Source organism: Paenibacillus sp. JNUCC 35, assembly GCF_058269095.1.
In genome coordinates, this window is sequence record NZ_CM177771.1 from 2,038,800 (window position 1) to 2,058,223 (window position 19,424).

At 53.9% G+C, this 19,424-nt stretch carries 22 protein-coding genes; 11 read left to right on the forward strand and 11 right to left on the reverse strand.

The features are described 5' to 3' along the window. Positions 1-132: 132 nt before the first annotated feature. On the forward strand, positions 133-315 hold the full coding sequence (locus AC2TF6_RS09340) for a hypothetical protein (protein WP_491310797.1): 183 nt from the start codon (positions 133-135) through the stop codon (positions 313-315). A gap of 150 nt (positions 316-465) precedes the next feature. On the opposite strand, the gene AC2TF6_RS09345 is transcribed toward AC2TF6_RS09340, so the two are convergent. After that, the gene (locus tag AC2TF6_RS09345) at positions 466-879 is read right to left on the reverse strand and encodes a CBS domain-containing protein (RefSeq protein ID WP_009671848.1); all 414 of its coding nucleotides are present in this window, start codon (positions 877-879) and stop codon (positions 466-468) included. 223 nt (positions 880-1,102) lie between these two features. On the opposite strand from AC2TF6_RS09345, the gene AC2TF6_RS09350 reads away from it, so the two are divergent. After that, positions 1,103-1,540: a GNAT family N-acetyltransferase gene (locus tag AC2TF6_RS09350; protein WP_491310798.1), complete on the forward strand. Its 438-nt coding sequence runs from the start codon at positions 1,103-1,105 to the stop codon at positions 1,538-1,540. A 3-nt stretch (positions 1,541-1,543) separates the two neighbouring features. On the opposite strand, the gene AC2TF6_RS09355 is transcribed toward AC2TF6_RS09350, so the two are convergent. The 3 genes from AC2TF6_RS09355 to AC2TF6_RS09365 form a co-directional block, all read right to left on the reverse strand. Then, a complete protein-coding gene (locus tag AC2TF6_RS09355) occupies positions 1,544-2,152 on the reverse strand; it encodes a two-component system sensor histidine kinase NtrB (protein ID WP_491310799.1) in 609 nt (202 codons plus the stop codon). Between the two features lie 54 nt (positions 2,153-2,206). Further along, on the reverse strand, positions 2,207-3,007 hold the full coding sequence (locus tag AC2TF6_RS09360; RefSeq protein ID WP_491310800.1) for a GGDEF domain-containing protein: 801 nt from the start codon (positions 3,005-3,007) through the stop codon (positions 2,207-2,209). Between the two features lie 167 nt (positions 3,008-3,174). Beyond that, positions 3,175-3,918, reverse strand: coding sequence for an MBL fold metallo-hydrolase (locus AC2TF6_RS09365; RefSeq protein ID WP_491310801.1), 744 nt, complete (start codon positions 3,916-3,918; stop codon positions 3,175-3,177). A gap of 200 nt (positions 3,919-4,118) precedes the next feature. On the opposite strand from AC2TF6_RS09365, the gene AC2TF6_RS09370 reads away from it, so the two are divergent. Beyond that, on the forward strand, positions 4,119-4,586 hold the full coding sequence (locus AC2TF6_RS09370) for a CcdC family protein (RefSeq protein ID WP_009671771.1): 468 nt from the start codon (positions 4,119-4,121) through the stop codon (positions 4,584-4,586). Between the two features lie 32 nt (positions 4,587-4,618). On the opposite strand, the gene AC2TF6_RS09375 is transcribed toward AC2TF6_RS09370, so the two are convergent. Continuing rightward, the gene (locus AC2TF6_RS09375; RefSeq protein ID WP_009671838.1) at positions 4,619-4,792 is read right to left on the reverse strand and encodes an aspartyl-phosphate phosphatase Spo0E family protein; all 174 of its coding nucleotides are present in this window, start codon (positions 4,790-4,792) and stop codon (positions 4,619-4,621) included. Between the two features lie 74 nt (positions 4,793-4,866). On the opposite strand from AC2TF6_RS09375, the gene AC2TF6_RS09380 reads away from it, so the two are divergent. Together AC2TF6_RS09380 and AC2TF6_RS09385 are read left to right on the forward strand one after the other, a co-directional pair. Further along, entirely contained in the window at positions 4,867-5,832 is a 966-nt protein-coding gene (locus tag AC2TF6_RS09380; protein WP_491310802.1) for an alpha/beta hydrolase, read from the forward strand. Positions 5,833-5,987: 155 nt separating this feature from the next. Next, entirely contained in the window at positions 5,988-6,299 is a 312-nt protein-coding gene (locus AC2TF6_RS09385) for a DUF1292 domain-containing protein (RefSeq protein WP_413005014.1), read from the forward strand. 102 nt (positions 6,300-6,401) lie between these two features. Here the strand turns inward: AC2TF6_RS09385 and AC2TF6_RS09390 are convergent, their stop codons facing one another. Continuing rightward, positions 6,402-6,821 carry a DUF1885 family protein gene (locus AC2TF6_RS09390; protein WP_491310803.1) on the reverse strand — a complete coding sequence of 140 codons (420 nt, stop codon included), beginning with the start codon at positions 6,819-6,821 and terminating at the stop codon, positions 6,402-6,404. A gap of 83 nt (positions 6,822-6,904) precedes the next feature. After that, complete coding sequence (locus AC2TF6_RS09395; RefSeq protein ID WP_491310804.1) at positions 6,905-8,374, reverse strand: aminotransferase class I/II-fold pyridoxal phosphate-dependent enzyme; 1,470 nt, start codon at positions 8,372-8,374, stop codon at positions 6,905-6,907. A 185-nt stretch (positions 8,375-8,559) separates the two neighbouring features. Between AC2TF6_RS09395 and AC2TF6_RS09400 the strand changes: the two genes are divergently transcribed. Together AC2TF6_RS09400 and AC2TF6_RS09405 are read left to right on the forward strand one after the other, a co-directional pair. After that, positions 8,560-9,939: an MFS transporter gene (locus AC2TF6_RS09400; protein ID WP_491310805.1), complete on the forward strand. Its 1,380-nt coding sequence runs from the start codon at positions 8,560-8,562 to the stop codon at positions 9,937-9,939. Positions 9,940-10,242: 303 nt separating this feature from the next. Next, positions 10,243-11,295, forward strand: a complete 1,053-nt coding sequence (locus tag AC2TF6_RS09405) for a right-handed parallel beta-helix repeat-containing protein (protein WP_491310806.1) — start codon at positions 10,243-10,245, stop codon at positions 11,293-11,295. 100 nt (positions 11,296-11,395) lie between these two features. Here AC2TF6_RS09405 and AC2TF6_RS09410 read toward each other — a convergent pair whose 3' ends face one another. Both AC2TF6_RS09410 and AC2TF6_RS09415 read right to left on the reverse strand, forming a co-directional pair. Beyond that, positions 11,396-12,121 carry a hypothetical protein gene (locus AC2TF6_RS09410; RefSeq protein ID WP_491310807.1) on the reverse strand — a complete coding sequence of 242 codons (726 nt, stop codon included), beginning with the start codon at positions 12,119-12,121 and terminating at the stop codon, positions 11,396-11,398. Between the two features lie 151 nt (positions 12,122-12,272). Continuing rightward, a complete protein-coding gene (locus AC2TF6_RS09415; protein ID WP_218228444.1) occupies positions 12,273-12,923 on the reverse strand; it encodes a YktB family protein in 651 nt (216 codons plus the stop codon). 155 nt (positions 12,924-13,078) lie between these two features. Here AC2TF6_RS09415 and AC2TF6_RS09420 point away from each other — a divergent pair, with 155 nt between their 5' ends. Beyond that, the gene (locus AC2TF6_RS09420; RefSeq protein WP_491310808.1) at positions 13,079-13,918 is read left to right on the forward strand and encodes a stalk domain-containing protein; all 840 of its coding nucleotides are present in this window, start codon (positions 13,079-13,081) and stop codon (positions 13,916-13,918) included. Positions 13,919-13,959: 41 nt separating this feature from the next. Here AC2TF6_RS09420 and AC2TF6_RS09425 read toward each other — a convergent pair whose 3' ends face one another. After that, entirely contained in the window at positions 13,960-14,619 is a 660-nt protein-coding gene (locus AC2TF6_RS09425; protein WP_491310809.1) for a response regulator, read from the reverse strand. A 19-nt stretch (positions 14,620-14,638) separates the two neighbouring features. Further along, a complete protein-coding gene (locus AC2TF6_RS09430; protein ID WP_491310810.1) occupies positions 14,639-15,793 on the reverse strand; it encodes a sensor histidine kinase in 1,155 nt (384 codons plus the stop codon). Between the two features lie 190 nt (positions 15,794-15,983). On the opposite strand from AC2TF6_RS09430, the gene AC2TF6_RS09435 reads away from it, so the two are divergent. From AC2TF6_RS09435 to AC2TF6_RS09445, 3 genes are read left to right on the forward strand one after another with little or no spacing between them, the layout of a single operon-like run. Then, complete coding sequence (locus tag AC2TF6_RS09435; protein ID WP_491310811.1) at positions 15,984-16,919, forward strand: ABC transporter ATP-binding protein; 936 nt, start codon at positions 15,984-15,986, stop codon at positions 16,917-16,919. Between the two features lie 12 nt (positions 16,920-16,931). Beyond that, entirely contained in the window at positions 16,932-18,113 is a 1,182-nt protein-coding gene (locus AC2TF6_RS09440) for an ABC transporter permease (protein WP_491310812.1), read from the forward strand. Continuing rightward, positions 18,106-19,260 (forward strand): ABC transporter permease, encoded by a 1,155-nt coding sequence (locus AC2TF6_RS09445; RefSeq protein WP_491310813.1) that lies wholly within the window; start codon positions 18,106-18,108, stop codon positions 19,258-19,260. The genes AC2TF6_RS09440 and AC2TF6_RS09445 overlap by 8 nt, the downstream gene beginning before the upstream one ends. Positions 19,261-19,424 lie beyond the last annotated feature (164 nt).

Consider the following 19,424-nt stretch of genomic DNA (forward strand, 5'->3'; position numbering starts at 1 on the left):
ATTCTTTAGAGAATTCGACAAGATACACTTATTTACAGTTATCGGAAGTCCATATAAAGTAATGATAGTGTTGTTTACTCACAGGGGCTTGACCCGCAAGAACCGGACTATTAGAGAGGATGAGCAGGGAGTATGAGAAACATCGATATTCGAGTCATGAGCAAGCAGCTTGGATTTGGCACCGAATCCTTGGAGTCTTGGCTGGCCAAAGAGCGGCAGCAGGAACCGGAGAAACAGCCGGCTTATCGTCCGGAAAGCCTTCGTCCTTGTTACGAGAACAGGCCGTCGGATGAGTTTGTCTCTCTTTCCGTTTAACACGGATGTCAGCAGGATTCGGACCTCAACCTTCCTACTCTACCATCTTCCTTCCTACACACTCCCCCCGTCTTAGTACATATTCGACTCCATACAAAAAGCCTCTCCTGTGAGGAGAGGCCGCGAACATCTTCATCCCGCAGCTTGCCGCTAAACGGGTGCCTGAAACATTTGCTTGGCACAGTATTCGATAATGTCACTGCGGCGCACAATTCCGATGAAATTACCTGCGTCATCCACGACCGGTACAAAGTTCTGCACCTTGGCAAGATCAATGAGATCTTCCATGTTCGCATGAATGTGTACCGGTTTATTTCTCATCCGGAGGGGAACCTCCTCCAAAGTATGCCTGTGGGCGTTATCGAAGGTAATGCCCGGAGAATTTTTCAAAAACCAGAGCAGATCGCCCTCGGTTACCGTTCCCATATATTTTCCATCCTCCGTAAGGATGGGAACCGCCGTATAGCGGTGATATTCCATTCTTTCCAAGGTTTGTCTTAGTGTGGCATCAATCGTCGTTGTGATCACTTCAAGTTTAGGCAAAAGAAAAAAGGCAATATTCATGAATAATACTCCTTTGCGTAATAAGCGCAATTTATCAGTTCTCACGATCTATTATACTATATCGGGGAGTCAGAAACGAATCCGCGGAAGTGGAAAGTTTGGAGTAACACCGGATGAGCCTATAGGAGAAACCGGCCGAGTGTGGGTATGTTCCGTCTGGACAAGGATGCGCGGATAAGCTATCATATCTCGTATCGTTTGGACGAAAGGGGAACAAAGGCAGATGGAAATTATTCGCGTTACGACAGACGAACAACTTAAAGAGTGCCTGAGCGTCCGCAAAGAAGTCTTCGTTGATGAGCAGAACGTGCCGCTGGAACTTGAAATAGACGAGCTGGATGCGTCTCACCATAGCGGCCATCATTTTCTGATCCGAGAAGAGGGGAAGGCAATCGCGGCTGCCAGGTGGAAGCCGTATGAAGAAAACCGGGCGAAACTGCAGCGTATCGCCGTCCTCAAGGCGAACCGGGGAAGCGGCCTCGGATCCGTACTCGTGCAAGCGATGGAAGCCCATGCCAAAGAACTCGGCTATAAGGGAGCGGTTCTTGATGCGCAGTGCCAAGCCGAGCCTTTTTACAAAAAAATCGGGTACGAAACGATTCCCGGGGAGCCGTTCGATGACGCCGGTATCCCTCACGTAAGAATGGTCAAATCTTTATAAGCCTCACACCGCGTCCTTGCGCCGGTTAAGCGGGTAGCAGGGAGACGATTCCGTTTCGGCCAGGGGAAAGGTCATAATGAACGTCGTGCCTCTGCCGATAAAGCTTTCCACTTCGATCGTACCGTTGTGATCCTGCACAATTTTGTGGCAGATGGACAGGCCAAGTCCCGTTCCGCTGTCTTTGGTCGTGAAAAAAGGATGGAAGATCTGGTCCAGCTGTTCCACGGGAATTCCGCTGCCCTGATCTTCGATTTCAAGTACGGCATGGTGATCGCGCTCATATAGGCGGATCGCCATTTTTTTATTGTCTTCCATAGATTCATACGCGTTTTTAAAGAGATTAATGAGCAGCTGCACCATTTTATCCGGGTCCATCCAAATGTTCATCGGTTTTTCCGGAGGATCATACACCCAGGTTTCGATGTTGTAACCGTTCGATTTCGAGATCTGCAGGAAACCCTTGATTGTGGTCAGGGGATTCCTGATTTCATGCGCCATACCGGAAGCGAGTTCACCGACGATTCTAAGCTTTTCCGAGCGAAGCATATGCTCCTCGCGCTTCAGCCACATTTCCCGCTTCATACTGAACAGGCTGTTTTCCGCGACGAGCACGAGATCGTCCTTCGAAGAACCGTCATCGGGCAGCACCGCGATGCCGTAAGTGATTTAAATCCCCGTCAATTTGGGAAGTTCGGATCCGAGCTGCTGATCCACATAGGCCCGCATCGTTTCTTTGTCCTCATACGCAACAGCTACCGCGAACTCGTCTCCTCCGTACCGGGAAATAAAAGCCGCCTGAGAAAACTTGATTTTCAGCAGAACCGCAATCTGCTTCAGGATCTGGTTGCCGGCTTGAAAGCCCTGCGTTTTGTTCATCGCCTTCAGATCCGTGCAGTCAATCAGGATAAACAGCAGCCGGCTTTCCTTATGGACCAGGTTATGGAGCATCGCGTGGCACGCTTCGAAATTGGGCAGTCCGGTCAGGGAGTCATGGGTCATCAGCTGCCTTCTTTCCCCGGCCAGTTTGTCTCTTTGTCTAAATGTGTTGAATACGGTCAAAGCGAGTCCCATAAAGATGGCGAAGTTGCTTAAGTAGAGCAGAATCATCCAGAGAGGCGGATACACGGAAAAGGCGGGAACGGTGATCAGCGCGATAACGGCAAAGGTGATGAGATTGAGCGTAACCAGCATCCAAACGGTTTTCCGCGACTTGGACTCGTAAACTTCCGATGCGAGCAGGAGCAAGTACAGGGTGAAGCACCAATCGGTTTGGCTGCTCCAGTGAAACAGCGTAAGCAGAACCAGTTTGACGGCTGAAAAGGTGACGGAGGATTTCTTAAGGCCGAGGACGGCGGCAGCGAGGAACAGCAGGCTGAGCGGGAGCCATCCGCTAACGGACAAACCGAGCTTCCACGAAGCGATGCTGATGACCGAGGCATAGAAGATAACGAACCATTTGTAAATCACACAATCCACCCCACTTGAAAAAGGCCGTGCCGCGCAGCGGAGCGAACGAACGGGGCCGGGCTCACAAGCGCGAAAGGCCAAAGTTTTTGGATTAGTACTTTAGTCCTGTCTTCATTAAAAAACACGAAAACCAGGCAGGTCACCTGGTTTCTTAATGCGATGCAGCTTTATAAAGTGTAAATTTGATGCTGCTTGATAAACGACATTTTTCCTGTTTTGCCGACATAAGCGGGCATACTGTCCCCATAGTGCATAAGCCGAATCCTGGACTGGACCGACTCGGGGAGCGTGAGCAGCTCTTCAAGCGCGGCGTGAACAACGCCGGGCCCTTCCAACTGGCAGTCGTGGAAAATATGGCGGCAGTCTCTTTGCCCGACGACTTCGTTTAAAATCAGCTCGGGCTGAAAAATCATATCCGCACTGTAGAAAATGGTGTCGTTAACGAATAGGGAGAAGCTGGGCTTACCGGCGATATGAGGCGTCCGGATAATTTCGATACGGAATCCCGCATGAATTTCAGAAGGCTGGCCTTCTTCGAGCAGTTCGACGTCGAAATAATCCGCCAAGCGGTTTAAATGTTCTCCGGTGTTCTCCATTCCGCCCTTCAAGGTGTGTTCCCAGATAGGAGCCTCCAGCGCTGCGGGCAGCAGCAGTCTGAGCTTACGCCCGTATATGTAACGCATTTGCAGGGCCAGCTCTTCAAGCCCGCCGACGTGATCGGAGTGAAGGTGCGTAATCAGGACAGCGTCCAGTTCATCCGGCTTCATATTCAGCTCATGCAGAGCGCGCGGTGCCGTATTCCCGGCATCGACCAGGAGAGTAAAACCGCTGCAAGTCCAAAGTGCATTGTTGTTAAAATATTTCTTGGCAAACGCACTGCCGGTTCCGATCATTTGCAGCTGCAAGCTCACAGAATAAGCCTCCGATCTGTAGAGTGACGTACTACCCACACTCTAGCACGGAAAAAGTTGGATTTCAACCGCTTTCATCTGTCAAATCCATGCAACATTCAAGTAAAACGGCTTCTTCCCGAAGCCAAGGAGTGGTATAATAAAGGGTGAAAGAATTGCAGCGATGTGAGGGAAGGAAGGGGAAGGAGTTGGCTTTCTCAGTGGGTTCGAATTTACACGCGATTTCCCTGTTCGGAACGCTCGGTATGGCGCTTCTCGTAATTGCCATCCGGATGAAAGCGTCCAAGCGGCCTATCAACGCGATGAAAATATTAATGCCGCCAATCGGCATGAGCACGGGGTTTCTTATGTTTGTCGCTCCGTTGACGCGAATACCGGTTACTTGGGGATTGATCGCTTTTGCGGTGGGAGCGGTCGTGTTCGCCTATCCGTTAATCCGGACATCCGGATTTTCCAAGCAGGGCGATCATGTGTATCTTCATCGTTCGAAAGCGTTTTTAATCATTTTGGTTGTCCTGCTTGCCATCCGCTTATTTCTTCATTCGTATGTGGAGGAATACGTGACGGTGTACCAAACGGCTTCCATATTCTTTATCCTGGCGTTCGGAATGCTGCTTCCTTGGCGGGTGGCCATGTACGTGCAGTACCGCAAACTGATGAACAGCTGAGTCCGGCGAGCCGCTTTACGGCCTGAATAAGGTTAGGAGGCGGCCCGTTTTTTCATTTGTTCCACAATGAGGCCGTCCAGCTGCTGGCTGACTTCGACGACACGCGGATGATTCAATTCGTATTTGTATTGCGCGGCCATATAAGTCAGGACGCTTTTGAGGTATTCGATTTCCAGGTCAAGTGATCGGTTCATGGTTTTGAGCACGGGAACTCCTCCTGCATGATCGGAATTTTATAAAGCCGGACAATTGAGGCTGCAGACTAGATAGGGTACGGAGAGTGAACGCATTGATATGGATCGTGTGGAGCGTCCTTCTGCTCCTTTTTGCCGGTTTTCTTGCTTCGGTCGGTATTGCCGCTTATGTGGGCTGGCAGCTGACGCATCCGAAAAGGCAGTCTGTCGACGACTCGCCCGCGAATTACGGGCTTGTTTTCGAAGAGGTGGAAATAGCCAGCCGTACGGGAGACATTGTGCTCAGCGGCTGGCATCTTCCTCCTCCCGATACGGCGGTCAGGCAGAACCCGATGACCGTCATTCTGTCCCACGGATACGCCGGAAATCGGCTCGAACGCGGGCTTCCGTCACTCGCGTTAGCGCGGGATCTCATTGCAGCGGGTTTCCGTGTGATTATGTTCGACTTCCGGAATTCCGGGAAGTCCCAGGGGAGCATGACCTCCGTCGGTTATTACGAAAAGCACGATCTGCTCGGCGTCATCGACTGGGTAACGGAAACGTACCCGCGGGAAGCCGTAAGTCTGATCGGGTTTTCGATGGGAGCAACGACTTCTCTTCTGGCGGCGGCCGAACACGAGAAGGTTGCCGCGGTAGTGGCGGACAGTCCTTTTCATCATCTCAAAAAATATTTGAAAACAAATTTGCCGGTATGGTCGGGTCTTCCGAACATTCCGTTTACTCCGCTTATCTTGCTTCTTTTTCCGCCGCTGCTTAAAATCGATCCCGAGGGAGTCGATGCGATTAAGGCGGTTGAAGCGATCTATCCGAGGCCCGTTCTTTTTATACACAGCAGCGACGATCGCGCTATTCCCCAAGCTTCATCCGAAGAAATGTGGAGACGCCATCCCGATGCGTTCGATTTCTGGCGGACGGCCGGAGCGCCTCATGTGGGCTCTTACCATTTAGAATCGGCAGAATATGCCTGTCGTGTTATAGCGTTTTTGGAGAAAACGGTTTCTGAAGAGACGGTATATCCCCGTAAAGCTGCTATATCCTATAATTCCCATTAACCTCAATTGATTCCTTTTGAATCGGGTTGTCGACAATTTTGCAAAGCATGGATTTATAAGGAAAAATCCGGTGCGGACGGGCGTTTGACCTGTTCCGCTTTCCGTGATACGATACCATCGAAAGATGCAAATTTAAAACGAAACGAGGTTCTACAATGAGCGATCACAAACACGATCAGGATTGCGGCTGCGGACACGATCACGACCATGAGCATGAAGAAAGCGTGTTTATTGTAACGGACGAAGAAGGCAAAGAGCATGAAATGGTCATGGTGTACACGTTTGACTCTCAGGATCAGCTGTATGCGGTACTGCTGGACAGAAACGATCCCGAAGCAGACGGTGTTATTTTCCGTATAGAAGAAGAAAACGATGACGCCTACCTGGTGAACATCGAAGATGAAGCTGAATGGGAGCGCGTCGTAGCGGTCTACAATCAGATTATCGAGGAAGAAAACCGCGAATAGGTTCCGTATCCGGCATACATACGTACGGCAAGCGTGCGTACGATAAAAAATCCCTTTTCCTGTATAAGGAGAAGGGATTTCTGCATTTCTCGTTTAAATTTGTTATTTGCGGGGATTGAAGTACATCGTACGGCCGTTGAACAGGTCCAGTCGGGCTTTCCAGTGGCGGGCCAAATATTTCCCGAGTTCGTTGGCCTTGGACTTATCCCCGTGTGTTGCGGTATCCGGAAGAACGATCTGGACGTAATGCTGAAGGCTGTCTTCCCGCACTTCGCTTCCGACACCGAGCACAATGCTGCGGTAACGGGGCGTGGTTCCTTTCAAATAGAACCATTTGCCTTCCCCTTCGGGCTTCGTCTCCACCGTATAAGGAAAGCCGGCCGAATCGTATTCCCAGCTCAGCTGGGCGCCGGTTCTAGAAAGCTGCTCGCGGTAATGCTCGAGCTGGCCCTTCAGTTCGTCCAGGGTGGGGGAAGTCAATGTGGAGCCTGTGACAAAACGGATAAATGCGCTTTGACTCATTGCTTGGCACCTCCAAAACTGCAATCCCCCACATCATAGCATCCGTGGACAATTTTGACAATCTTGCGCTGCTTCGAGCAGAATTAGAAAATCGGCTGCGTTTCCACGATGACTTTGACGAACTGGCAGCTGCGGTCTTCCGGCCCTTTTACAGGCAGCCCGACTTCCACGTGTTCCACGATGTAGTCGATGTTTTCCTGCGAGATGACTTCGCCCGGCAGCAGGATCGGAATACCCGGCGGGTATACGTAAATGAATTCGGCAATGATTCTTCCCGCCGATTCCTTTAACGGAACCACTTCCGTATCGCCGTAGAAGGCGTCGCGGGGGATCAGAGAAAGCTGCGGTATTTCCGGGATAATCACGATCAGATCGTCTTCGGCATTGCCGGTGTAGTGCTCGGCGGACAATTCGCGCAGCGCCTGCAGAAGCACGTCGATGTTATCGGCGGTGTCTCCCGGCGTGACAAGACAAAGAATATTGTACATGTCGCTCATCTCGACCTCGATGTTGTAACGGTCTCTGAGCCAGTTCTCCACATCGTAGCCGGTCAGTCCGAGATGACGGATATGAATCGTTACTTTGGTTGCGTCGTAAGCGTAAGTGGCTTCCGTGCCGAGAATTTCTTCCCCGAACGAATGCAGGCCGGGGATCTTGTTGATTTCGCTCCGCGCGTATTCGGCAAGGGCGATCGTGCGTTCCGCCAGTTCATGGCCGTTCAAGGCCAGATGACGGCGGGCGGTATCCAGTGAAGCGAGCAGGATATAAGAAGTCGAAGTCGTCGTCATCATACTCATGATCGTCTGAATGCGTTTCGGGTTTACGCGGTTACCCTGTACATTCAGCACGGAGCTTTGCGTTAAAGAGCCGCCGAGTTTATGTACGCTCGTAGCCGCCATATCGGCGCCGGCTTCCATTGCGGACATCGGAAGTTTATCATGGAAATGGATAAGCACTCCGTGCGCCTCGTCGACCAGAACGGGAATATCGTAACTGTGGACGAGATCGACAATCTCTTTCAAGTGCGTACATACGCCGTAGTAGGTAGGGTTGATTACCATGACCCCTTTGGCGTCCGGATGCTTCTCCAGCGCGCGGCGCACGGACTTGGTCGTAATTCCGTGGTCGATCCCGAGGTTCGCGTCACGGGCGGGCGATATGAAGACCGGTTTGATTCCGGCGAAAATGATAGCGGCCAGTACGGATTTATGCACATTCCGCGGTACAATGATTTTATCTCCTTGACCGGCTACCGACATAATCATGGTCATGATAGCGCCGCTCGTGCCCTGGACGGAGAAGTAGGTATGCTCTGCGCCGAAAGCCTGGGCGGCGAGTTTCTGGGCTTCTTCGATCACGCCTGTGGGCTGGTGAAGGTCATCCAGCGGTGCGATATTGATCAAATCGATGGACAGTGCGTTTTCGCCGAGAAATTCCCGGTACTCAGGGTCCATCCCGACTCCTTTTTTGTGACCTGGAATATGGAACTGGATCGGATTTTTCTCTGCATGCGTGCGCAAGGCCGAGAATAGGGGTGTGCGATGTTGATCCATCCGGCAATCCTTCCCTTCTGCGTGGAATTTCTGCGAATCGCTGATACGAATCACGAGATTGAACAAACAAAATAGAGTATAACAAAAACGGACGGGCATGCAAGTATATTTTTTGAAAATAGTTTGTCCATCCTGGGGAAAACCTAACAAAAGAACGCTGCAAGAGAGGGGCGAGAGATATCGTGATGAATCTGGCCGGTTGGAAAAACAAGGCGGGGGCGGCCGCGCCCTTTGTCGTACAACTGCTGGTTATTATGTTTGTGGTGGAATTCGTGAAGGGGGCACTCCTTCTGACGATTCTTCCCGTTTATATGAAAACGGTTCTGGGCGCGACGGCGTTCGTCGTAGGCTGGTCTCTGGCCGCTCAGTACATCGGGGACAACGTGTTCCGCACGCCGGTCGGATGGCTGATCGACAAAGCCGGCTACCGGTTGTCCATGCTGATCGGCATTCTGCTCTCGGGGAGCTCCGTGCTGATCATGGCGACCTTCACGCATCACGCTTGGATGGTAGCGGCATGCGCCATGCTCGGAGTCGGTACGGCTCCACTGTGGCCGGCCGTCATTGCGGGAACGACCGAGGTCGCGGGAGACAAGGCGAAAGGAACGATCATGAGCGTGGTCTACATGGCATGGCTCAGCGGTACGGGCCTCGGGCCGGTCGTGATCAATTTCTTTATTCACGGGTCCAATTACGGTCCGGCTTACCGGCTGCTGCTCATTTCCATGGGCGTTGTTTTGCTGATCGCCCTGTTTCTGCCACGCAAACCGCTGATTCGCGAAGACGGAGAAAAGAGGAAAGAGAGCCGGCGTGCTCCGGCCGGCGCCGCATTCCCGGCGGGCGCAGCGATGGAAGCGGGCGCCGATCCCCTCGGGGAGGCCGTCACCGCAGCCGGAGGAGGCGCGGCCGCTGCCATGCCGGCCGCGGACAAGAAGCCGCTCGGGGAGCGCGTGCGCCTTTATATGCGGGAAGTCCGCGCGTCTCTGCGGGAAATGAAAGTCAGCCGGCTGCTGTTTCCGGCCATGTTTATTCAGACGTTCGCGCTGGGAGTTCTGACTCCCATCCTCACGCTGTACGCCCGTGAAGTTCTGCATCTTTCGCCGGGTCAGTACAGCATGCTGCTCATTGTCGGGGGAGGAGCGGCAGTGGCCTTGCTCGTTCCGGTCGGGAAACTCGTGGACCGCAAGGGCATTAAGGGACTGCTGACCGCCGGGCTTATTTTCAGCTCGGTCGCCCTGCTGGCCCTCGGATTTATCAGGCAGCTTGCGGCCGTTTACGTAGTCGTCGGGCTGCTTGGAATCGGCTACGCGCTGATCATTCCGTCCTGGAATGCCCTGATCGCGTCTTGTGTGCCCAAGGAGAAGAGAGGCGCCGTCTGGGGCTTTTTCCTGACTATAGAAGGGCTCGGCATGATCGTGGGTCCCATCGTTTCGGGCAAGCTGTGGGATGCGTTCGGCCCGTCCGTGCCCTTTACGGTGAGCGGATCGGTGCTTCTGCTTCTGCTTGCGCTCCAGTGGAGAATTTTGGCGAAGAGCCGCGGAAATGCCGCGCCCCGGACAGGCTGAACCGGCCTGGATCGATTTCCTGCCGGAGCGCTTTCCCGAAAGTCCCGCACACGCTGCGGGACTTTTTTATGTAGAGGCAAGCGGATTCCCGAGGGCAAGTCCCGTGATGATTCTCCTCAGGAAGAGGTATATAAATCGGAGCAGATGCATGTAAATATCATAAGAAAACCCATCCAGTACCAGCGGGTCGCTGTGCTATACTGAAAGCAGATCGGAGAGGGGAGGTGGAGCAAAGAAGTGTATTAAACGCCAAAATTAAATCGTTTTAATTTTGAATCGCCCAATTAAAAGGAGGCTATTGTGATGAAAACCAGGTTAACCCCGACAAGGCTGCTGTGTAAAAGCCTGCTGTCCGCCGTCCTGCTCGGCGCCGCGTTTGCCCCCGCCATGTATGCCGCCGTGCCTCATGAATCCGGAGCCTCGGCGGATCAAGCAGCCGCCCGCATCAATGAAGAGGGCGCTGCCGCGCTTCGCACCGTATCGTGCTCGTCCGTATCGTGCCTCCAGAACGCCTTGAAAAACGCGCTGCCCGGGGACCGCATCCTGCTTGCGCCGGGTACGTACAAGGGGACGTTCTCCTCGACTGTCAACGGCACCCAATCGAATCCGATTACGATTGAAAGCCGGGACCCGGCCAATCAGGCCCTCATATCCGGCACTTCAGCGGGAGGCGGATACTGCCTGAAAATTACGGGTGACAACTGGGTGATCCAAAATCTCAAGTTTACGAACGCCCAGAAAGGCATTATTCTGGACAATTCGAACGATACGTTAATTTCCGGAGTCGAAGTGTACGGCATCGGCTATGAAGGTGTGCACTTCCGTGACGGAAGCTCGCGGGGCATTCTCGAAAATTCGTATATTCACGACACGGGTACCGTAAATAAAGGATTCGGAGAAGGCGTATATGTAGGGTCCGCCGAAGGAGCCGGCTACAACCAGACCGTAAACGATACGATTATCCGGGGCGTGCGTATCGGGCCCAATGTGACTGCCGAGCATATCGACATCAAGGAAAGAACGAGCGGAACGCTTGTCGAGAACTGTATATTCAACGGCACGGGCATCAGCGGCGAAAACTACGCGGACAGCTTTATCGACGTCAAAGGCAACCATGCCGTTATCCGCAACAACACGGGATGGAGAAACGGGAACACCGTGATTACCGACGCTTTTCAGCTTCACCAGATTGTGGCGGGCTGGGGCGTGAATAATGATTTTTCGGGCAATACCGTCAACCTGGATCAATCTTCGGCGTATGTCATTAACGCTTCTCAAGGGACAGAGGCCAAGGCGCACGACAATGTCAGGAATCCGGCGGGGAACCTGTACAAGGGCAATGTGACGACCTATTAAGAATCCCGAATCGGCAAAAGGGAGTGCCTCCTGCAGGCACTCCCTTTTATCGTATGGCGCTGAAGCGGTCGGGCAGTCCGCATACGGGACGGGCAAGAAGTCAGGATTCCCGCGCCGGAACGCGCTGCTCGACGTATTTTTCCAGGTCCGGAGCGAGCAGGGCCTGGATGCGGCTGATAAGCTGGCTTTTCGTAATGCCCTTGCTTTCGGCGATCTGCTGCAGCGATTTGCCCTGCCGGAGCTCGCGGTGGAGCTCTTCTTTGCTGATGCCGATGGCCTGGGCGAGTTTTTCCTGATCCGGCTTGAGGCTGTGACGCATTTTCCCGTGCTGGTGCCGGTTATGGTGGTTCAGCAGCGCCTTATCCTGCAGCATCCGCTTCAGGTGCTCCGCCATTTTCTGTTTCAGGGCAGCTGCGTGTTCCGCGTCGAGCCGTCCTTCTTTGACCGCCTGATCGATCTTTGAATCGCGGATCGCAAGCAGCTTAGCCGTCAGATCCTTTTCGCTGATTCCTTTCTCTTTGGCCACGTCGGAAAGGCTTTTGCCTTTGCCCAGCGATTCTTTCAAAGAAGGGACGGTGGTGCCGAGAATAGAGGCGGCTTCCTCAAGAATCGGAAGACCGGGGACGCTGCTGTCTTTCGGATTATGTGAGTCCTGGCGTCCGGGCACGCCCGCTGATGGGGTTGGCTGACTGAGGACGGCTTCGTCGGGCAGTTCCTCCGGAGAGCCGAAGGCGGCGGCCTGTCTGGCGCCTAGGGATACCGAACCGAGCAGAAAGGCGAGTGCCAGCGTACCGGCCCATTTTTTCTTGGATGGCTGTAAAAACATAGGAAGAACCTCCTTGTAGATCGGATGTCCTTCCTAGTATTTCCCAAACGGGAGCGGATTATTTGCGGGCTGCGTTTCTTTTTAAAATCGGTTCGGCGGGTTCATACTTTGTGCGGAATTGCCGATATAGGGGGTAGGAGCAGCCGGTGGCTTATCCCCGGGCCGTCCGGTAGAAAGGCATCAGGGACTCGAACGTTTCCTTCGCCATCCGGGTGAATGCGTCGCCCTTTTGCAAAATCGGGTCCTGCCGGTCAAAATGCCTTCCGACGAGAAACTCGGCTTTTTTTACATCCCGGAAGCGGGCAAGAGCGTCGCCGAACGTTTCGGCCGTCAGGTCGCCGGCGGGCACGCTGCGTTTTTGCATATGATCGAACGACAATACATAATGCTCCGGGATGCTCCGGTACAGCTCGTCTTGGCTCGCGAGAAGACGTCCGGCGATCGCCTGCTTGTCCGGCACCTCGTAGATCAGGGCAAACCAGAGGAAAACGTGATCGTCGAACAAGCCGATCTGGAAGTGAGGGTGTTGCTTATATCCGCGTTTATTGGCGGCGATAGCCAGCCAGGTGTCTTTGGGCGGATTTACGGTACGCCGGGCATGTTTGGCGATATGTAGGTGCATTTCGGTTCCGGCATGCAGGGCGATATCTTCGCATAGGGTTTCGCCGAGCATTTTGAATTTCGGCTGAATCCGTTCCTGGATCGCTTTCATGCGCTCGTCCAGACCTTCAATCGCAAACGTTTCGAAATCGGATGAATCAAACCCCCGGAAAGCGGGGCGAATGGTTGTGGAGTTGGACATGGGACCTCCCTAGGATGGATGCTTATAGAATTTAAGTAAGGCAAATGAAGCGTGCTTACGTAATTTACTATACCATAAACGCTTGACATGGCCATAACGGGGAAGGTGCGGCCTGATAACAGCTTGCAGGATTCAATTCAAAAGGAGAGAGAACCATGCACATTTCAAGCAAAAAAATGATAGCGGCGGCAGCCGGAGTGCTGATGAGCGTTTCGTTCGCGGCAGGCGTTTACGCCGATGACTGGATTCAGAAGGTGACGGCGTATGTCCGCAGCGATTTTAAGGTAGTCGTGAACGGGACACCGGCCAATTTGAGCAGCCCGGTTCTTATTTACGACAACAACAGCTATCTGCCGCTCAAGGAGATCGCTTCCCGCCTTAACGCGAACGTAAACTGGCAGGATTCCAACCAGACGATCTACGTGAATACCCGGTTGTATCCGCAGCAGCCTGAAACGGGCGATGTCGTGTACGATGAGATCATACTGGAAAATCCGACCGCTTATATCATGAAGTATTTGGGCGGGGATTATCCGGTGCTCGTGACGCTCAGCAAAGGGATGTACTACCGGCAGAGCGACGTGCAGAAGATGGGCATGGATACGAAGGGGCTCCGGAAAGCCAAAGAAAAGTACACGGGAGAGATCTACATCAACGAGACGGAACTCCGGAAGGTTTGGAAAGAAAATCCGATCCTCACGTATGGGGAGGAAATGCCTCCGATTATTGCCGGGGAGAAGGATGATTTCAAAATCCGCGCCCTTCGGGGATACGTTAAAGACATGTCGAATTACAAAATCGGCGATACGTACTTTTTCCACAATCCGATTTTTATCGAGAAGCTTGAAGAGGCCAATACGTACCGGTACCTGCTGACAGAAAACGGCCAGTATTATCAGGTTATCCTGAAACTGACCGAGATGCAGAAAGATCTTTATATCGTAGGCAGCTCTTCCAAACAGCTGCTGGGCAAAACCGCCGTAGACCCGTATTGACGGGAACGGATTCACCCACCGGAACCGGCCGGAGCATAAGATTAAGGCCGTGCCTGCTTCCAGTAGAAGATGGCGATTTGCGTCCGGTCTCTAAGCGCCAGCTTTCCTAAAATATCAGAAATGTAGTTTTTGACCGTCCCTTCGCTCAGGAATAATTCCTGGGCGATTTCTTTGTTTGAAAGGCCGTCCGCGATTTTGGTCACGATCGTCTGCTCGGTCTGAGTCAGACCGTGGGCAGACAATACCGGAGCGGGGGAAGCGGGAGCCGGGGAAACGGGCGCGGCGTGAATAAACCCCGTCAGCTTGCGGGCGATATCCGGATGGATCAGCATGTTGCCGTCTTTGACGGTTTTGATGCCCTGGATGATGCGGTCCGGGGGAATATTTTTGAGCAGATAGCCGCTCGCGCCGTTCTTGAGCGCTTCGATGATGAAGTCGTCGTCGTCAAATGTCGTGAGCACCAGAATTTGAATGGACGGGGCAAGCTGTTTCAGGCTCTTGGTGGCCTCGACGCCCCCGCATCCGGGCATCCGGATGTCCATGAGCATGACATCGGGCAGGCTGCCCTCCCGCACCGCTTCCAGCGCTTCCTCTCCGCTTCCGCTGGTGCCCGCCACTTCGATATCCGGGTCCATGGCCATCAGCAGCTTCAGGCTTTCCCGGATGAAGGGATCGTCATCGGTAATCCATAAATTAATCATCGCGCATTCTCCTGATTCTTCAGATGATTTGTTTCTTCCGGTAAGCCGGCAGCAGGGTAATCACGGTAAAAGGGGCCTGGCCGCGTACGGAAAGCGTACCGCCTACGAGTCTGGTTCTCTCCAGCATCCCGCTTAAACCGAGACCCGGTACGGGCGCCGCATTTTCCCCGGCAGGGAAAACGGCTCCGTTGTTGCTCACGGTCATGCGGACCTGTTCGCTTTCGTACTCCAGCTTAATCGCGACTTCCGTCGCATTCCCGTGCCGAACGGCGTTAGTCACCGCTTCACGGGCGTTTTTGTACAAAATGATCTCCAGGCTCGGGTACAAGGGATATGGGAGGCCCTCGATATCGAGTGTGATCCCGATACCCGTTTCTCGGCCGATTTCACGGATCAGCCGATCCAGGCTGTAGGAGCGCTCGCTCGCCCCGGGCTTCATTCTTTTGACCGTCGCGCGCATTTGATCCATGCTCTCGGCCAACTGGTCCCGGACGATTGTCAGCAGCTTCATGCCCTGCTCGGGATTGCCGGGCATCGTCTGGATAGCCGCCTCCATCATCATTTTGCTGCGGATCAGGCGGTGGCCCAGATCGTCGTGCAGTTCATGCGAGATACGGCTGCGTTCCTCGGCCTGTGCGGCGTTCTCCACCTTGCGGGCGTAATCGAGCAGCTGGTTTTTGGCCTCGTCGAGCTCGAAATGCTTCTTCCGCAGCTCGTCGTACAAATGGACGGCGGTATGCTGATCGGCGGCGGCCGCGTTCAATCTGTCCAGAAGCACCGCCGTAAGCAGAAGAGTGCCGTTCGCAGCGATCAAAAGCCTCGGGTCCAGGCCGTACAGAGCCGCGTTCAAGGCAAGCAGATGAATCCCGAGGAAAAGGGCGCGCATTCTCGGCAAGGGCAAGAAGGCGTACGAAAATACGGCCGAGAGCGCGCTGAAATACAGAATGCCCCCATACTGTCCGCACAGCCAGGCTCCATATCCGATTTCGGCGATCAGAAGGAGCCCCTGCAGACGCTGCGGCTTGGCAAACGGCCTCAGCACGACGAGCAGGAACAGCACCAGCACCAGCATCGTGTAGGTTCCGTAAGCGGTGAATTGTTCGAGATACATGGAAGCGACTGCCGGAACGAAAGTAAGGGTGTACCGGACTTTATTGAGCGATAAATGCGGCACGATAACCGTCCTTTTCCGGAAGGGATTTTTCCACAGTATAGCACAGAGGAGCAGAGCCGGATTCCGCTTCTTTGAAGAAATGACTTTCGTCACCCCGGATTGGTGACCCGGTGTACCTTTCAGCCGGCCGGTTTTCCTCTACAATACAAGTATCGAAACCAAAACTGGAACAGAAACAGGGGAGAAGACGATGAGTCTCATTGAAATGAAGGATGTCGTAAAAAGATACGGAGCGAACTTATCGGTCGACCATTTGAGCTTGTCTATCCGCGAAGGTGAAATTTTCGGCCTGCTCGGTCCGAACGGAGCCGGCAAGAGCACGACGATCAAAATGATCAGCGGCCTGCTGAAGATGGACCAGGGTGAAATTACCGTAGACGGAATTTCCGTCGCATCCAGGCCGCTTGAGGTCAAGAAGCGGATCGGGCTTGTTCCGCAGGACCTTGCTCTCTACGAAACGTTGTCCGCCGCAGACAACGTCACTTTTTTCGCACGGCTGTACGGGTTAAGGGGAAAGCTGCTGAAGGAGCGGGTGCAGGAAGCGCTGGAGTTCGTCGGCCTGCAGGACCGCGCGAAAGAAGAGCCTCGTACGTTCTCGGGCGGAATGAAACGCCGGCTGAACATCGCCTGCGCCATCATGCACCATCCGAAAGTGATTATCCTGGATGAACCTACGGTCGGGATCGACCCGCAGTCGCGCAATCATATCCTCGAATCCGTGCGCACGCTGAACAAAATGGGCTCCACGATCATTTATACGAGCCACTATATGGAAGAGGTGGCGGCTATCAGCGACCGTGTCGCTATCGTGGATAAAGGCCATGTGATCGTATGCGGAACTCAGGAGGAACTGCGCGAGAAAGTGGCCCAGGAGGAAGTGATCCGCATCCGGGTGCACGCAGTCGTGGACAGCGCGGTTGAAGAGCTGAAGCGGCATCCCCGGATCGGTCGGCTGAGTGTGGAAGGGACGCAGATCGATCTTCATGTACCCTCTTCCCAGACGGATCTGCAGGATATTTTATTCGTCTGCGCCAAGCACAATATGGGCATTCATTCGCTTACAATCGAAGAGCCCGATCTGGAGACGCTTTTCCTGAATCTGACCGGCCGCACGCTGAGAGATTAGGGGGAAGATGCCATGAACAGCTTGATCATTGCCGTATACGAAGTCCGGAGGCTGATCCGGAGCCGGGGCGTGCTGCTGAATTTGTTTCTGATGCCTCTGGTCATTATTTTTCTGCTGGGTTCGGCTTTATCGGGGATGTTTAATACGACGGAACTGTCGGGCGAGACCGTCAAGGTGGTCGTCGCTGCCGAGCAGACGGAACCTGCGCTCAAGATGCTGGAGACTTACGTCTCGAACCCCGAAGTCGCCAAGCGTATCCGTCTGGAAAAAGCCGCTTCCCGGCAGGAAGCGGAGGAGATGCTCCGCAGCGGGTCCGCGGATTATGCGGTCCTCTTCCCGGACGGCTTCGGCTCCGCCGTGCAGCGCGGGGATGAGGCGCGCGTGATGCTGCTGCCCGGCAAAGACCGGACGCTTAACAGGTCCGCAGGACTTGTGCTCGGCTCCTTCGTCGAGGAGATCAATTACCGGCAGGCGGCGGAAATCGCGATGGGCCCGGAAGCAGCCGGACAACCGGCTTCCGCACCGGGAGAGGCAAGCGCGGCGGAGGGACCGCGTTCGTATGTGCAGGCGGGACAGCTGGGCGCGGGAGTGAATACCTACTCCGCTTCCCAGTACTACGCAGCGGCGATGCTGATTATGTTCCTGTTTTATTCGGGGATGGCCGTCAATACTAGTCTCGACCTGGAAAAAAGCGGACACACCCTGCAGAGGATGCATTCGCTGCCCGTAACCTACTCGTCTGTTTTTGCCGGTAAATTGCTGGGGAACGGGTTCGTCGCGGTCATACAGGCGCTCGTTATCGTCGGGTTCTCCCGCTTTGTGTACGGGGTGGACTGGGGAAACCGTCTCCCGCTCGTTCTGCTGATTGCCGGCCTCGTGATTCTGGTCTCGATGTCGCTGTCCGTCGTGCTGTCTCTTCTCTTCCCGAACGGGGCAACCGCGAAAGCCCTGCTTCAGGTGCTCATCATCTCGATGACGTTTTTGAGCGGAGGATTCTCGCCCGTGCCGGGAGAGTTTATGCGGCAGTTGAGTCTGTTTACCGTTAATCACTGGGCGTTTCAAGGACTCCTGCGGAATATGCTGGCCGGAGAACTTCCCGGGGTTATGTCCAGCATTGTGCCTTTGTTTTGGATTGCGGCGGCGTGTCTGCTGCTGATGGTGGTCGTTTATCGGAAGGTGGGATACCGTGAATAGCTTTTATATCGCCTGGAATATGGTAAAGCGGACGCTCGGCAGCAAAAAAGGATGGTTGGCTTTTCTGCTTATACCTTCCCTGGTCGTATCCGTTGCGATCGGCTTTATCGGGAGAGAGGGAGGGCGTGTTACCGTTCTGGTCGTCAATGAAGATCAGGGGAGTTTTGGCGGGTATGTGTTAAAAGAAATGGCGGCCAGGCCGGAGTATACGGTCAAGCTGCTGGACAATGTCTGGGAGCTTAAGGAAGCGATTATCGAAAAACGGGGGCAGGCCGGCTTTGTTCTGCCCGCCGATTTCAGCCGGGAATTGATTGCGGGGGGCAGCCCCGTCATTCAATCGTATGAGCTTAACGTGAACGAAGCGACGGCGGTTATGAACGTTCATCTCGACGGGATTACGGGAAGGATGGTGTCCGCAGCGGCGGCGGCAAAAGCTTCTTCGGGCAGCGCGGACAGCCGCAGCATAGCGCTCGTAAACATCCTTGAGCAGGCCGGGAAGCATACGATAGGTGCGGAAACCGGCGATCTGAAGCTGGCTCCCAAGCCGGGCCTTACTACCATTACCGGCTTTACGCTGATGTTCCTGATGAGCCTCGTGCTCAGCACCGTGTCGCTTGTCATAGAAGACCGGACGAAAATGACGATGGCCCGCATGTATACGGCTCCGGTCAAGGCTGCCGAAATCGCCGCCGGGAATTTTTTAGGCAGCTTTGTCGTGGGAAGCCTTCAAATCTTTTTTGTGCTCGTGATCACCCGTTTAGTGATCGGCTACGACTACGGGGTTCCGTTCCTGTCCCAGTTCGCGGTGTTGGCCGCATTTATGCTCGTCAGCCTCGGACTGGCCAGTACGGTGGCCGGCCTTATCAAAAATCCGGGCAACGCGAGCATGATCAACTCGATGGTCGTGACGCCGACCTCGATGCTGGGCGGGTGCTTCTGGCCGATATCCATTATGCCGGACTACCTGCAGAAGCTGTCCAACTTCATGCCTCAGACGTGGACCATTCGAGCCATCGAGAAAATGGCTGCCGGAGCGTCTCTGGCCGATGTGCGTCTGCCTCTCGCGATTTTGGGTCTTATGGCGGTCGTGCTGCTCGCCGTCGGTTCGGCCATCTTGCAGCCGAGTGAGAACAAGGTGAGAATGTAGGCGGCAAACGGTTCAATCAAGTTTAAACGCGATACGCGGCATACCCGAAAAAGACGCTCTTTTCCCAACAATAAAAATTGATGGGGAGAGAGCGTTATTTTTGTTCGGAATTGGGGTAAAAAATTGTCAATATCCAAGTTGCGAAAACATATGAATCATAATAA

Excerpts from the sequence above, each read along its gene's own strand:
- AC2TF6_RS09340 (WP_491310797.1), top strand. The coding sequence starts at position 133 with ATGAGAAACATCGATATTCGAGTCATGAGCAAGCAGCTTGGATTTGGC.
- AC2TF6_RS09345 (WP_009671848.1), bottom strand. The coding sequence starts at position 879 with ATGAATATTGCCTTTTTTCTTTTGCCTAAACTTGAAGTGATCACAACG.
- AC2TF6_RS09350 (WP_491310798.1), top strand. The coding sequence starts at position 1,103 with ATGGAAATTATTCGCGTTACGACAGACGAACAACTTAAAGAGTGCCTG.
- AC2TF6_RS09385 (WP_413005014.1), top strand. The coding sequence starts at position 5,988 with ATGAGCGATCACAAACACGATCAGGATTGCGGCTGCGGACACGATCAC.
- AC2TF6_RS09390 (WP_491310803.1), bottom strand. The coding sequence starts at position 6,821 with ATGAGTCAAAGCGCATTTATCCGTTTTGTCACAGGCTCCACATTGACT.
- AC2TF6_RS09395 (WP_491310804.1), bottom strand. The coding sequence starts at position 8,374 with ATGGATCAACATCGCACACCCCTATTCTCGGCCTTGCGCACGCATGCA.
- AC2TF6_RS09400 (WP_491310805.1), top strand. The coding sequence starts at position 8,560 with ATGAATCTGGCCGGTTGGAAAAACAAGGCGGGGGCGGCCGCGCCCTTT.
- AC2TF6_RS09405 (WP_491310806.1), top strand. The coding sequence starts at position 10,243 with ATGAAAACCAGGTTAACCCCGACAAGGCTGCTGTGTAAAAGCCTGCTG.
- AC2TF6_RS09410 (WP_491310807.1), bottom strand. The coding sequence starts at position 12,121 with ATGTTTTTACAGCCATCCAAGAAAAAATGGGCCGGTACGCTGGCACTC.
- AC2TF6_RS09415 (WP_218228444.1), bottom strand. The coding sequence starts at position 12,923 with ATGTCCAACTCCACAACCATTCGCCCCGCTTTCCGGGGGTTTGATTCA.
- AC2TF6_RS09420 (WP_491310808.1), top strand. The coding sequence starts at position 13,079 with ATGCACATTTCAAGCAAAAAAATGATAGCGGCGGCAGCCGGAGTGCTG.
- AC2TF6_RS09425 (WP_491310809.1), bottom strand. The coding sequence starts at position 14,619 with ATGATTAATTTATGGATTACCGATGACGATCCCTTCATCCGGGAAAGC.
- AC2TF6_RS09435 (WP_491310811.1), top strand. The coding sequence starts at position 15,984 with ATGAGTCTCATTGAAATGAAGGATGTCGTAAAAAGATACGGAGCGAAC.
- AC2TF6_RS09440 (WP_491310812.1), top strand. The coding sequence starts at position 16,932 with ATGAACAGCTTGATCATTGCCGTATACGAAGTCCGGAGGCTGATCCGG.